The 14762-nt window shown below is 58.6% G+C and carries 6 protein-coding genes; 3 read left to right on the forward strand and 3 right to left on the reverse strand.

Annotated elements, in window-relative coordinates; all coding sequences use genetic code 11:
• Positions 1-22 precede the first annotated feature (22 nt).
• The 3 genes from pbpC to WDO70_03995 all read right to left on the reverse strand — a co-directional run bounded on the left by pbpC (position 23) and on the right by WDO70_03995 (position 9491).
• The gene (gene pbpC, locus WDO70_03985; GenBank protein MEJ0062367.1) at positions 23-2341 is read right to left on the reverse strand and encodes a penicillin-binding protein 1C; all 2319 of its coding nucleotides are present in this window, start codon (positions 2339-2341) and stop codon (positions 23-25) included.
• Positions 2338-8190, reverse strand: coding sequence for an alpha-2-macroglobulin (locus WDO70_03990; GenBank protein MEJ0062368.1), 5853 nt, complete (start codon positions 8188-8190; stop codon positions 2338-2340). The genes pbpC and WDO70_03990 overlap by 4 nt, the downstream gene beginning before the upstream one ends.
• Positions 8191-8309: 119 nt before the next feature.
• On the reverse strand, positions 8310-9491 hold the full coding sequence (locus tag WDO70_03995; protein MEJ0062369.1) for a Fic family protein: 1182 nt from the start codon (positions 9489-9491) through the stop codon (positions 8310-8312).
• Between the two features lie 685 nt (positions 9492-10176).
• Here WDO70_03995 and WDO70_04000 point away from each other — a divergent pair.
• Genes WDO70_04000 through WDO70_04010 form a run of 3 tightly spaced genes read left to right on the forward strand, consistent with a single transcriptional unit; the run spans position 10177 to position 14722 of the window.
• On the forward strand, positions 10177-11376 hold the full coding sequence (locus WDO70_04000) for an efflux RND transporter periplasmic adaptor subunit (protein ID MEJ0062370.1): 1200 nt from the start codon (positions 10177-10179) through the stop codon (positions 11374-11376).
• Positions 11373-13343, forward strand: a complete 1971-nt coding sequence (locus WDO70_04005; GenBank protein MEJ0062371.1) for a MacB family efflux pump subunit — start codon at positions 11373-11375, stop codon at positions 13341-13343. The genes WDO70_04000 and WDO70_04005 overlap by 4 nt, the downstream gene beginning before the upstream one ends.
• Before the next feature lie 2 nt (positions 13344-13345).
• A complete protein-coding gene (locus WDO70_04010; protein ID MEJ0062372.1) occupies positions 13346-14722 on the forward strand; it encodes an efflux transporter outer membrane subunit in 1377 nt (458 codons plus the stop codon).
• Positions 14723-14762 lie beyond the last annotated feature (40 nt).

Below are 14762 nucleotides of genomic sequence, written 5' to 3' on the forward strand. Positions count from 1 at the left end.
AGGAAGAAGCACGTTTTTTCTTTTATGGCGCGGCCAGAACCTGCATTTGCGATGAATCAGCGCGGCCGGCGTTATCGACGACGCTGACGTTATGGAGGCCGGGCTTGGGATTCCATTGCAAGCTCTCTCCGGGCCGAGCTTTGCCGAAGTACTTGTTGTCGACGAACCAATAGAGATATTCGGTCGCCCCATCCGCCACCGCGTCGAAGGTCACACCCTCCTCACCGCCGCTTTGCAGGTTTGCATGATAGACCATGCCGGATTGGGGAGAAATAATCACCGGCTTTCCGCCACCGCCCTGTTCCCTGACGGCGCAATTTTGGTCCGGCGGCGGCATGGCATCCAGGTTGAGGCCTGCCTGCCGCATCACTTGCTGCAAGTCGCTCGGCCAGACTTCATAAGTTTTATAGACGGTACGTCCGGATATAAAGGCGCATGCGCGCTTGCCCGTGGCAAGGTCGACAAGAATGCGGCGGAAAACATTCGGACCCTTGATGGGCGAGACACCGGGGATGAACCAGCTGCGCGCAACGGCAGGGCAATCTTCCAGCGTGAGGTCCCCGGTTGAAGCACAGACATCGACGCGCCGCAAATGTAGCTTATCAGCTTTAACGGCGATAAGGTCGCGCTGTGGCTTCATGGCCTTGACCGCATCCGCCATCGCAAAGAACAATGGCGCAGCGGCGCGAATACCGGTCAAGGCTGGGCTGTTCCTGCCGTCCATATTGCCTACCCAAACGATCAGGACGTAATGGCCGAAAACTCCCGCCGACCACGCGTCATGATAGCCGTTGGACGTGCCCGTCTTCCAGTATATGCCGGTTTCATTCTCGGAATGAAAAGGGCGTGGCGTGGCGCTTAGAATATCAAGCGTCATGAAGCTGGCTTCCGGGCTGAGCAGTCTTTTCAGGTCTTGGGGCTCATTAATGGTCGTCTGGAACATGATCGGCCGCTGGTTTCCATCATTCGCCAACGCGGCGTATAACCCGGCAAGCGCGCGCATCGTCACCGGCGCGGTGCCCAAGACGAGGGAAAGCCCGTAATCCTGCTTCGCTTTCAGCTTGCTGACTCCGGCTTTGGCATAGAAGTCATAAAGGTCGGGATGCCGAAGCCGCGCGGCAAGCTTGATGGCCGGAATATTGCGGCTGAGGCGCAAGGCGTCGCGCACCGTAATCGGGCCGCGGAAATCATGATCGAAGTTATCGGGCGTATAGCTGCCGAAACTTGCCGGCGCGTCCCCGAGAACCGAATAAGGATGGATCAAGCCTTGATCGAAGGCTAGGGCATAGATAAACGGTTTCAGGGCCGATCCCGGCGAGCGTCCGACTCGGGTGGCGTCGATCTGGCCCTTGATGGCGCGATTGCGAAAATCCGCCGAGCCGATGCTTGCCACCGCTTGCATGCTCCGCGTATCGACGAGCAACGCGGCGCCATTTTCGATTCCCGTCTCGCGCCGGTCGCGCACATAGCCCGCGAGGATGGTTTCGAGAAGCTTCTGGACTTCGAGGTCAATCGTCGCCGTTATGACAGGCGAATCCGGATATTGCGCCAGAAGCTTGTTCGTCAAATGCGGCGCTTCGAAGGGAATATCCGCAATGCCATAGGTGGGCATGGGGAGCGCAAAAAAAGGTTTCTGCGCAGCGGCTTCAGAATGTTCGGAAAGCCACTCGCCGAACAGCTGGTTGCGTGCGGCGATAAGTGCGGGCTTAGTAGCATTGGCGGCTTCCGGACGCCGCCGCGTGGGGCTTTGCGGAATGGCCGCGAGGGTCAAAGCCTGGGGCAAAGTCAAATCCCGCGGCGCAGCGTGAAAATATATAGCGCCGGCTGCTCCGGCGCCTTCGATATTGTATCCGTAAGGAGCCAGGTTGAGATAAGCCTCAAGAATTTCATCCTTGCTGTAATGCCATTCAAAGCGGAGCGCCTGCGCCATCTGCATCAGTTTTCCGGTGAAATTGCGCGTATAAAGTCCGTATTTGAGACGGGCAAGCTGCATCGTGATGGTCGATGCGCCCAGCTTGCGCCCGCCGGCCAAATAGGTCTGCAGAAAAGCGCGGAACACCGCGAGAGGATTCACGCCCGGGTGAGCATAAAAATGCCGGTCTTCATGCAGCAGAGTCGCCTCGCGCAAAGCCGGAGCGATATCATGCAGCGGCGTGAATAAGCGGTATTTCTGGTCCGGCGCGATGGTAAGCCGCAGCAGCGCGCCCTGCCGGTCGAAAACTGCGCGCGAGAACGCGACATCGTCGAGAAGGCGGGGCTTCTTCGCCAGAAATGCGGCGCAGGCCAAGAAAACGAGCGTCGCGCAAGCCAGCGCCATGCCGCATTGCCGTGAGCGGATCATTTGACGCTGATTGCCGCGGTGACGCCGCGGGCCTTAACGCTGCGCTCGCGCATGGACTCCGCATAGGCAGGGGGAACAGCGAAACTACCCGCATTGACGGCCTTGATCTTATAGCTGAAGACTACCGGCTCGGGCGGCACATTTCCATAGGCGTTGACCCTGTCCTCGCGGCGATCGATGGCTATGGGCGACCATGGATCAGCGGCGGGCGCATCGCCTTTTTTATTGTCGCCGCTAGAGCCGGAATCTTGGTCGCTGTCGGCGTTGTCGTTGGCGGCGTCCGTGGCGGATGCCGCTTTATCCGGCGCAAGCTCGAAACCTGCGGGCAGCAGGTCAACGAGAGCTATATTATCGAGGATTTTCTCGCCATGCGCGCGCATCGTGATAACCACTTCGGCCGTCGAGCCGACGGGCAGCTCCTTCGCCGGCCTGCCATCGGCACCAAGGATTTTCTTTTCAATCTCCAGCCCGTCTTCGATAGGCCGAGCCGCCGTGTCGCGGTCATAGCCGTCCGTCGCGATCTGGTAAAACAGCCCGTATGGACCGCCACCGCCGAATTTGACATTCCCGCTTGCCGCGGCAAGCGCCGCACGGCGCACCAGATCGCCCGTCAAAGACAGCGGCGCATACTTCCCGCTGCCGTCATCTTCCGCGATCACAAGCTGGGCGTTGATCGCTTTTTCGGAAGCTTGTGCGTAATCGGCAAAAGCCATGATCGCATAAGATGAGGAAAGGACGTTATAGCTTCCCTCGCCGATGAAGTTGGCGATACGGAACAGGATATTACGATCAAGCTTGACCAGCCGTTCGGGAAAATCCGTCGCGCTGATGCTGAGATATTGCGCGTAGCGGTTAAGGCTGTTGTAGAATCCGTCATCGTCCGCGATATAGCCCGGGCTGCTCTTCCAGTATACCGGCTCGCCGAGATCGAATTGATCCATCAGCGCCTGGGCCTCATCCTTGAGCTGCATCTTTTTATAAGCCGCAGCGACATAGACGGCGGCCAGATCATGCTTCCAGGACGATTTTTGATCATCATTGAGATAGTCGAGCAGCTTGGGCAGCGCTCCGGCCGTCACGTCGCCGTTGCGGGTCAGAAGATAAACGCCATACGCCTGCGTTCTGGCTTCGCTCATGGATGATGGCGCGCGCTCCACCATTCTCCGCAAATATTGCCTCGCCTGTTCGAATAAATCATCCGGAACCGGCAAATGCTTTTCCCGCGCCAGCAGCATGTAATGAAAAGCATAGGCGCTAATGAAAGGATCGCTGGCGGATTCAAAATAATAGCCCCAGAAACCGAAACCCCCGTCCTGGTTCTGCGTTTCGCGCAAGCGATCCATGGCATTGGCGACACTGATCTCGGCGATTTTCGCGTCGCCGCCCAGCTCCGGCATACCGTAAAGCAAGACAGCCGGCATGGCGCGCCCGATCAGGGCAAGGGTGCAGCCGCAAGGATCCTTCTCGAGATAATCCGCCATACCGGGCACGAGGCTGAGCGGCGAAGTGGAGAGAGTGGCATCGGCTTTGGCGAATTCCTTATAGAGATTGCGATCCTGGCGCACGACTTTTTCTCCGCCGGGAATATAACCCGTGTGCAGCGCCGTCATGCTGGGCAGGGGCGGGCGTACGCTAAGAGTCGTCTCGCTATGCGCCGATTTATCCCCAAGCGAGGCGATGAAAGTCAGGCTGGCGCCGCCGAGGATCGTTTTGGCGCGCACGCGGATATGGGCCGCCGCCTCGCTTCCTTCCGGCACGACGACTATGCTCTCTTTGCCGTCAAGAATTTCCAGATGCTCGGATGCGGATGCCGAAAGGTTCATCTTGGCCTCCTTGCCGGAGCCGGGGATATTGTTGGCAATGCTCAGTCCAACCGTGAACTCATCGCCCGGCGCGGCAAAGAGCGGCGCATTGGGCGATATAATGATATCGCCGCGCACGAAAGACTTGGTTTCCGCCGCCGCCATATCGCGGTCGGATACCGCGACCGCCATGACGCGCAGGCTGCCGTTGAAATATTCCGGCACCTGATAATCGAGGCTCTTTTCCTCAGGCCCGGCATCGATGATACCCGACCAGTAAACGGCGGGCGGCAATGTTTTGCGCTTGAAGGGATTGAGATTCTTGCCGTCATTCAGCGCGCCGTCCCCGCCGGAAGCCGCCATATCCCTCAGAAGGGAGTATTCGGGCATCAGCAGATCGAGAATCTGCGCGGTGCCAACTTGGAGCGCCCGCTGATTGACGAAATAGCCGAGCGGATCCGGCGTCTTGTAGCGGCCATATTGCAAAATGCCCTCATCCACCGCGAAAATTGCGATCTTGCCGGGATTTTTTATCTTGTAATGGATGCTCAGCGTCTCGCCGGGCTTGATTTTCTCCGGAACGATGAGTTGAATGCCGCTGTCGATGGCCGATGTCGAAGCATAAAACGGCGTGACGGCATAGGCGAAAGGCTGCGTATAGACTTCGCGCGAATCTATAGACCGGACGTAGGCGATGTTCACGAAGCCCTTGCCGCTGAAATTTCCGGGAAGCTCGATGCTCTGCATCGAGCTTGGCGTCGCGGCGCGGAACCATTTATAGGCGATGACCCTGTCCGTCTCGATGGTGATCAGTCCCGCGCCTGCGTAGGGAGCGACGACGTTCATGGCAATCTTGTCGCCGCTCGCGTAAGCTGCCTTGTCGAGCCGCACGGTAAGCACGGCATCCTTGCGCGCATGGCCGAGCATATTGCCTTCGCCGACAACGGTATAGGGGACGCGGCTGAGAATCATGCCCGACGAGTCGGCCAGCACGATCTGATAACTGCCGGGCGCGGCGGTATCGAGTTTGTACGACAGGCCATTTTCCGGGATATCGATAGAGGTCTTGCCGATCTCGGTTTCCTTTGGCACCGAGCGATAGGTATAGCCGCCGCGCTCGTCTTTCACGAGAGAGGAGACGTAGGTGATCTTGATCAGGCGGCTTTCGAGTTTCTGCACCGCGACATGGCGCAGCTCCGGATCGAGCGCGATAAAATGGACGCTTCGGCTCTCCGCCTTGTTGACATATTCAAGATTGCCCGAAGGCTTCATGCCGACGACATAGGGCGATGGAGAAATCAGCACAGTCTTCGCGGCGCGGACACCCCGGCCAGAATCTTGCGCGAATCCTTCGCTGAAGAAGGTCAGGCGGTATGTGGTATTGCCGAATTGGGCAAGATTGAGATCGAAGGTTGCGCTGCCCTCTGCGTCGGTCTTGGCGTCTCCCAGCGGGTGATCGAAGCTCTTGTCGCTCTTGCGCGCATCGAAAAAGCTATAGTCCGCGTAATCCTTGAAAGCAAAGCTTCCGGGCGCGACGTTTATATTGGCTTTGACGCGGTGCCCGACCGCAGGCGCGCCATAGAGATGGCGCAGGCTTACGACAGCTTTCAGGCCCTCGGGCGTCATCCATCCTTTGGGCATCGGCCTGTTGAAATCCGCCGAGATCTTCATTGTGTCGGGCAGGAATTCCTCGACGCGGACGGACGTGCTGCCCAGCTGGCGGCTGGCATCGCCTTTGTTGATTGACAGGCGAATATTGTAAACCCCGGTCGGGGAGATGTCTTGCGTCGAGAAGCCGTACTCGACGAAGCCGGTGCGGTCCATTTTGAGCACGGATTTGCGGACGATGCGGCCACGCGGATTGCTCACCTCCATTTGCAGCGGCAGGCCGCTCAAATCCTGCGCCCAATCCCCCTGCTTGACGATCACGCCGATATGGATGTCTTCGCCGGGGCGGTAGATGCCGCGATCGGAAAAGAGATAGGCTTTCAGCCCTTCTTCGGAAACATTGATTCCATCGGTATCATATTTTGAATAGTCAACTTCGCGGTCGCTGCGGTCATAAGGCATGAAGGAAAGATCGCCCTCATGCCGGACGATATAGGCGACGGGACGCTTTTCCCGGTCATAGCCCGAAAGATCGGGGAGGACGGCGTGACCGTCGGCAGCGGTCTTTGCCTTTGCAATCGGCAGACCGTTCAATCCCAGAACCTCGATCTCGGCATTCGAGACAGGAGCGCCCTCCGTGACGGACTGCACGAATATGTCGCGCGTGCCGTCGCGCGCGGTTTTGACGATAATGCCAAGATCGGAAAGAAGGACGAAGCGCTGATCCTGGCCGACCGTCCTCTCTTTCCCATCCTTATCCTTGTCGAGCGCGACGGCGGTGAACAGGAACAGGCCCTTGCCCTTAGGCGACTCTCCCGATTTCGGCTCTCCCGCGGCGGCAAGATAGGGCTTGAAATCGAAGACCGAGAATTGCGGCTTGCGCGGGTCCGCGGCAGGCAGGTCGGCTTCCTGCTTGAAAACTTCACTCACATTGTCTTCCGAGAAATTTCCGTACTCGAAGCTCGGATTTTCGAAGCGGCCATGCGTCTGGCTTACGAAATGCGCGATATCCCTGGTCATGATTCGGCGCACTTCGAAGCGCATCTTCGACGCGCCGAGCGAGTAGACCGATACTTTCTTTTCGCCATGGAGCGCCAAAAGCGCCCCGTCGCTCAGCAGCTTGACCTCCTTGCCATAAGCGGGAATCTCGACGGTGTCCTTGACGTCATCCGCCAGAACGTAGCCGCCCTTGGCAGGCAGGTTTTTCGCTATGCTGACATAGAGCCAGCGGCCGGCATGCCCCTCGAACTTGATGCCATGCACCGTGTCATAATCTTCCGCCGTCGGCTGGACGGTGAATTTCAGTTCTTCCGAGGCCTTGAGCAGAGCGTCATCGACTTCAGCCGAGCTTGTCCACGCATAATCCTGTTTTGGAGGAAAGCCCGGCGTGGACGCGGCCTTGTCCTTGGGCAATTCGAAAATTTTCAGATGCTTGCGCAGATCTTCGCTTGTCATCGGCACGTTCGACGTGATGATGAGCATCTGTTCCGGCTCATAGCGGTCGTTTTTGACGATGCGCGTCTCAACCTGCGTGATGCGCGCATAGCTATAGCGGCTGGGGATTCCAGCCTCTTCCTTCAATCGCCCGGCTCCTTTCGCGGCCAGGGCCGCGCCGCCGGATACTGCTGTCAGTCCCGGCGCGATGACCGCCCGCATATATCGCTGTTTGTCGGGAATGACGGTGATGGGCGCCGTAACGGTGGCTTCGGTTCCCTCGTCATTCATTACCATGTCGTAGGAAACATGCTCGGCGACGGTTCTAGCTTTGCCTTCCGGCTTTTTGGCGTCATCCTCGTATTCGATGATCGAAAGATCGAAATGCTTCTTGAGCATGTCGGCGGCAACCGGCGTATTGAATGTGATGGTCGCGGAAACACCGCGCTTTTCCACGTCATTAGGATCCTGGAAGAACGCCATCGACGCAATTTCCGGCGTCAGAGGCTGGGTAGCGAAATTATAGGTCCCGCCGGTCAGAACGACCTGCGACGGAAAAACATCGCGCGCGAATTCGACATGATATTTTTCTCCCGCAGGCCAGGGCTTTTTCGGCTCGAATGTCAGGCTGTAATCGTCAGTCCAGCGCCATTCGCCTTCGATGGCTGGCGTGACGGTAATTCCGGTTAGCTGCCTGCGGCCCGCGAGGCGCAATTTGCGATCCGGGCGATAGCACTCGAGTCGGCTCTGCTGCACAGATTTGCCATTAACCGTCAGCGTCTGCTGGATTTTCTTAGACGAACAAAATCTAACTTGCAGCGGCGAGGCTCCCGCCAAACCTGGCTCCGCGCTTAAATAGGGGTTAAGCGTCAGAGAAATTGTATCCGGCAGTGCGCCCGTGACAGGTCCCTCGACTTTATTGGCCGTAACGGGCTGTGTGGCGGGAGAAGCAGCAAGAACAGGCAAGGAGAAAAGAAAAACGACCGCTGCCGCAATTAAACGCATATTCTTCTCCCCATGCTCACGATGAAGAGAGGCTATGGCAAAGCCCTGATAATTGCAACCAAGAGCAGAATATAAGACTCGGACAGCCCTTCCTGAAGCCCGGTTTTTTTATTCTTCAATCATATCCGATCAAAAGGCCGCGTGCCCTGATTCAGGATATCCAAATAAGCCTGATAGGAAAAGACCTTGTGCCGCTCCTTGCCGGTCATCTCGCGCACGATGCCCAGCTCTTCCAGCACCCCCAGCGCCCTGAGCGCGGTAGGCAGAGATACATTGCAAGCGGTCCTGATTTTGGCCGTCGTGGCAACCGGATGCCGCTGCAGATAGGCATGCACGGCCAGCACTGATGCTGCGGATTTGTCTGCTTCGATAATCCGCTCTTTGTCCTTGCCGAATAGCGCGATGATGGCCTGCGCTGTTTCAGCTGCCTGAGTTGCGGTTTCGGCAACGCCGGTCAGGAAAAATTTGATCCAGGACTCCCAATCGCCGGTTTCGCGCACGGCCTGCAAATGGTCGTAATAGGCTTGGCGGTTGGCCTTTAGATAAAGGCTGAGATAGAGCAGGGGCGTTTTCAGCACGCCCTCAACGCAGAGAATGAATGTGATCAGCAGCCGCCCCAGACGGCCATTGCCGTCGAGAAAGGGATGGATGGTCTCGAACTGCACATGCGCCAGTGCTGCTTTGATGAGAGCCGGGAGCGGGGTCTTCTCGTCATGCAAGAATTTCTCGAACTGTCCGAGCGTATCCATCAGCTTTTCTGGCGGCGGCGGCACAAAGCGGGCATTGCCGGGACGCGAGCCGCCAATCCAGTTCTGCGATTTTCGGAATTCGCCCGGCATTTTATGGCCGCCCCGGGCGTTGCTCATCAGCTTCTCATGGATCTCCCGCATCAGGCGCAGAGACAGCGGAAACTCCTTCAGCCGCTCCAGCCCGTAATTCATCGCCGCGACGTAACAGGAGACTTCCGTCACATCATCCATCGGCACGCCGGGCACCTCATCCGTCTCGAACAGCAGCAGATCGGACAGAGAAGACTGCGTGCCCTCGATCTGCGAAGACAGCACGGCCTCCTTGCGGATATACATATAAAGGAACAAAGCCGGGTCCGGCAGCACCATGCTCATGCCGTCGAGCCGGCCTAGCGCCGTATTCGCTTTGTCGAGCAGCGGATAAAGCTCCTCCATCCGCAGCGGCGGATCGGGCGGCAATTTAGGCGGCAGGTACGCCTTGTAAGGCTCGTTGCCAGCGGCGGAGCATTTAACATAGCGCCCAATGCGCTTATTGATTGGCTTGGCTGACATGATCACAAGTAACAAAAATTGCGATTTTCATTAGTTAAGCCAGATTAGCTCTCATGAGCATGAGTTGCAAGGACTCAAATAACGAAAAAGACTATATTTGTTATTTATTTTGACATGCTCTAAGGACTCTTTTTAAGCCACACAGGCGGGAAACTGAATATTTATGGTGCATTTCAATATGATAATGACATAATAGATAAGAAGAAAAAACAGTATAGAGGGTTTTTTCGCCTCATCTCCGCCAGTCATTCTAAACGATGCACAGCCACTTCCGTTTTGCGCCGGAATACCCGTAAAGATCAAAAGGCAAAGCAACGAAAATGCCAGAACATTCCTGCACACTGCTTGGCTTCTGATCGGTTGGATAGCCTTCATCCTTGTCCTTCCGGTAATATCGATTTCGTTAGACCAGCATTGCTTTCTAGCGGCTGTCCCCGCAAGCAAAAAACCTTGCTGGGCGTTCGTTGTCGCATTAAGGCCGGAGGCTCGGTTGCGCGATACTTCCTGGTTTTCCCCCATCTCCCATCATTTTCCCCATGTGGAAAGCGTTGCGGCGAAAAACCCCCCATGTTGGGGGCTAACGTATCGCAAACTTGTCCACCTTTATGCCTTAATTTAGGTTCATCCTTCCTATCGGCGCCCTTTGCGGATGCTGGCTAATCCATCTGGGGAACGACCGACCTTCATGAAACGCCGATTCTTATCACGTCCCGTTCTGGTTTTCGCGGCGCTGGCCTTGCTTGGCGCCGGCGGCTTGCTTTATTGGCAGAAACCGGCTGCTGGGGCGGCGGGCGCGGAGATGCGGGCCATACCGGTGCGGCTGGGCGATATCGAGGAAACGGTCACGGCGCAGGGCAAGCTGGAGCCAAGAGATTACGTTGATGTCGGCGTGCAAGTCTCTGGACAGCTTAAGAAAATTCATGTCGAGATCGGCGATCCAGTCAAGAAGGGCGATCTGATCGCCGAGATTGATCCGAGGGTTTATGAGTCGAAAGTCGCCGCCGACGAGGCGCAGCTGAAATCGCTGCAAGCGCAATTGGCCGAGCAGCAGGCGCAGGAAGCTTTCGCGCAGAAGACCCTCGACCGCAACCGCAGCCTTATCAAAAACAAGGCCATCAGCCAGGAAGCGCTCGAAGACAGCCAGACGGCCCTCAAGGTCGTGGAGGCCAAGATCGACTCTCTCAAGGCGCAGATGGACCAGCAGCGCTCCTCGCTGGACGGCGACAAGACGAATCTGAGTTATACGAAAATCTATGCGCCGATGAACGGCACGGTCGTTTCGCAGCCGGTGCGCGAGGGGCAGACGCTGAATGCCAGCCAGACCGCGCCGGTGGTCGTGCAGGTCGCCGATCTCGATATCATGACCGTGCGCGTCCAGGTCGCCGAAGCCGATGTGATGCGCCTTGCCGCGCAAATGGATGTCTATTTCACCACGCTCGGCGCGGACGACCGCAAATGGCACGGCAAGGTACGCCAGATTCTGCCGACGCCCGAGACCATCAACGACGTCGTGCTGTATGACGCGTTGGTGGATGTCGAGAATACCAATTATCTGCTCATGACCGGCATGAGCGCGCAGGTCTTCTTCATCGTCGGTGCGGCGCATAACGTGCCCGTCATTCCCGTGCGCGCCCTCGGCAAGCCCGCGGACGCGCAGGTAGCGGAGGGCGCCGGCGCGTCCTATCAGGTCAGCGTGGATAATAACGGCCGGCGCGAAGAGCGCACCGTGACGGTCGGGCTGATGACGCGCACGCTGGCCGAGGTGAAATCGGGCCTGAGCGAAGGCGAAAAAATTCTCGTGCCGGAGCCGGCGAAAAAATCTTCCGGCGGCGGCGCTCGCCAGGGCGGCATGCCGGGCGGCCCAGGCAGGACGCCGCGCCTATGACGGAGGCCGTCCCGCTTCTCGAACTCGTCGATGTTTCCAGGCAGTATCAGAGCGGCGACACCGTGGTGCGCGCCCTTGACGGCGTGTCCTTGGTCATCCGCCATGGCGAATTCGTCGCCATTATGGGGCAATCGGGGTCGGGAAAATCGACGCTGATGAATATCATTGGGTGCCTCGATAAGCCCAGTATAGGCACATACAGCATATTAGGACGCGTCGTGAACGGGCTGGACAGGGACAGCCTTGCCACGCTCCGGCGCGATACGTTCGGGTTTATTTTCCAGCGTTACAATCTGCTCGCGACGGCCAGCGCCGAGGAGAATGTCGAAATTCCGGCGATCTATGCGGGCGCGACGAAGCAAAACCGGATGGAGAAAGCGAAACGCCTGCTCGAGCAATTGGGACTGGGCAGCCGCGTCACCCATCGTCCCGCGGAACTGTCGGGCGGGCAGCAGCAGCGGGTGGCGATCGCCCGCGCGCTGGTCAACGATCCGGCGGTCATTCTGGCCGATGAGCCGACGGGCGCGCTCGACAGCAAAAGCGGCAGCGAAGTCATGGCGCTGCTGAAGGCGCTGCATGGGGAAGGGCGGACCGTCATCCTCATCACGCATGACGAGCATGTGGCCAGGAACGCCCGCCGCATCGTCCGCCTCGCCGACGGGCGCGTCCTTGATGATGCGCCCGTCGGCGGGCGCAGCGACGACGCGCCGGAGAATGCCGATATCATCGAGGGCGCGCTCATCGCGGGAAAACACGACATGCGCGCGGTCAGCGCCATACCGGAGCTTGCCGAAACCGCGAAAATGGCTTTTCGGGCGCTGCGGGTGAATTTTTTCCGCACGCTGCTCACGTTGCTCGGGATCATCATCGGCGTCGCGTCGGTCGTCGTCATGCTGGCGGTGGGCGACGGCAGCAAGCAGAAAGTGCTCGACCAGATTTCCGCGATGGGCACCAATCTTTTGTCGATCCGCCCCGGCGCGCCCGGCGTAAGATCGAGCGGCGACAACGCCACGCTGCTGCCGGACGATGCCGTGGCGATCCGGCGGTTGCCGAACGTCCATAGCCTGGTCGAAGAGCGCAGCAGCCGCCAAACCGTTCGCCATGGCAACATCGATTACGCCACCAGCATTCAGGGCACGGGTTACGCGCTGCCGGAAACGCGTGACTGGCCGATGGCGGCGGGAAATTTTTTCACGGAACGGGATTTGAAGAGCTATGCGCCGGTGGCCATTCTGGGGCAGACGGTGAAGGACAATCTTTTCCCCGGCAGCGCCAATCCGGTCGGCGCCTATATTCTGGTCAAGAACATTCCGTTCGAAATCATCGGCGTGATGGGTGCGAAAGGCGCGTCCAGCTTCGGCACCGATCAGGACGACATCGTCTTTATTCCCTATACGACCGGCATCATGCGCATCTTCGGCAAGACCTTCCTCAATTCCATCACGCTGCGCGTCGACGATGTGAGCAAGATCGACGAGACGCAGGACGCCATCACCGCGCTTCTCATTCGCCGCCACCGCGGCGAGGATTTCAGCATCCGCAACATGGCCTCTATCCTGGAAACCGCCACCAATACGCAGAATACGCTCACCATTCTTCTGGGCACGGTCGCGGCCATATCCTTGCTGGTGGGAGGCATCGGCGTGATGAATATCATGCTGGTCAGCGTGACGGAGCGCACTCGCGAGATCGGCATCCGTATCGCCACCGGCGCGCGGACGCGCGACATCATGCTGCAATTCAGCACCGAAGCGGCGGTGGTCTGCACGCTCGGCGGCCTGATGGGCGTCTTTACCGGCTTTCTGATCGGCTTTTGCCTCAAGTTTTTCGATGTCGAGGTCGTGTTTTCGGCGATGCCGGTTTTGCTTGCCTTTACCTGCGCGGTGGGCACCGGATTGCTGTTCGGCTATCTGCCGGCGAAGAAGGCCGCCGCGCTCGACCCGGTTATCGCTTTGGCCTCGGAATGATCATGCGCCGCATCATATTATCCTTTTTCATTCTGTCGCTCTCCGCATGCACTTTGGCGCCGGACTATGAACGGCCTGCTATCGATGCGGGCGCGAACTGGAAGGATATGGCTGCGCCCGAAGCCTCTGCCAATAACGAACCCCCGGTTTCACCGGCCTGGTGGCAGGACTATCAGAGCGGCGTGCTGAACCAATTGGTGCCCAAGGCGCTGGCGGGCAATAACGATCTGCTGGCCGGGTTTCAGCGCATCGAGCAGGCTCGCGCCGCCGTGACCAAAAGCGAAGCCGATCTGTTTCCGCAAGTCAGCGCTTCGGCAAGCCAGACGAAAGACCGCCAGGAAAGAAGCGGCATCGTGACCCGGAGCGACGGCAACAATATCGGGTTTTCGGTTTCTTACGAAGTCGATCTGTTCGGCAGGATACGCTCCGGCGCGGCGGCGGCGCAGGCGGATTACGAGGCCAGCCGCTTCGATCACGAAAGCCTGAAAATAATTACGGCCGCCGCCGTGGTCGAAGCTTACGCGCAGGCGCTGGCGATGACCGAACGGCTCCGCGTCGCCGACGATAACCTTGCCATCGCCAAGGACGTGCTGTCGATCATCGATGCCCGTTCCACAGCGGGAACTGCTTCCGACCTTGAGCTTTCACAACAGAAAGCGGCGGTCGCCAGCGCCCAGGCCGCCATGGCGGCGCTGGCCGCCAATCATGACGGCTTTCTCAATCAGCTGGCCGTGCTTCTGGGCGAAGCGCCGCAGAATTTCCGCGTCGAGGAAGAAAATTTCTCCGCGCTGATTGCGCCGAAAATTGTTCCCGGCTTGCCCGCCCGGCTGTTGCAGCAGCGGCCCGACATCAGGCGCGCGGAAGCGAGCCTGATGGCCGCCAACGCGGATATCGGCGTCGCGCGCGCGGCGTTCTTTCCTTCGCTCACGCTCGATGCGGCGGGAATATTGAGCGGCAATCCGGCTTCTACGCTGCTCTCGCTCGGCGCGTCGGCGCTCGCGCCTTTGTTCAGGGGCGGGGCGCTGGAAAGCGATCTCGAAATCACCAAGGCACGCAAGGAAGAGCTGGCGGCGAATTATCGTCAGACGGTGCTTACGGCATTTCAGGAATCGGGCAACGCGCTTTCCGCGCTGCGCGCCGCCGACAGCCGCGCGGCGCTGCTCGCGGACGCCGCCGCCGCGTCGCGCAACGCCTATAAGCTGGCGCGCTCCCGTTACGACAGCGGCAGCATCGATTTCCAGACTCTGCTCGATACGCAGCGCACGCTGCTGCAGGCGGAAGACAGCGCCACGCAAGCTCGCCTGGAACAGATCAGCGCCAGCGTTGATCTTACGAAGGCTCTTGGCGGCGGATGGAATGATCCCGGCCCGGTCGATTGAGACGGCACAAATTTCTTCAGACCAGATAATTTTCAGACCA

This window comes from Alphaproteobacteria bacterium, from assembly GCA_037200005.1.
GTDB lineage: Bacteria > Pseudomonadota > Alphaproteobacteria > UBA9219 > RFNS01 > JBBCGY01.

Coding starts and splice junctions, on each gene's coding strand:
- pbpC (MEJ0062367.1), bottom strand. CDS start 2,341: ATGATCCGCTCACGGCAATGCGGCATGGCGCTGGCTTGCGCGACGCTC.
- WDO70_03990 (MEJ0062368.1), bottom strand. CDS start 8,190: ATGCGTTTAATTGCGGCAGCGGTCGTTTTTCTTTTCTCCTTGCCTGTT.
- WDO70_03995 (MEJ0062369.1), bottom strand. CDS start 9,491: ATGTCAGCCAAGCCAATCAATAAGCGCATTGGGCGCTATGTTAAATGC.
- WDO70_04000 (MEJ0062370.1), top strand. CDS start 10,177: ATGAAACGCCGATTCTTATCACGTCCCGTTCTGGTTTTCGCGGCGCTG.
- WDO70_04005 (MEJ0062371.1), top strand. CDS start 11,373: ATGACGGAGGCCGTCCCGCTTCTCGAACTCGTCGATGTTTCCAGGCAG.
- WDO70_04010 (MEJ0062372.1), top strand. CDS start 13,346: ATGCGCCGCATCATATTATCCTTTTTCATTCTGTCGCTCTCCGCATGC.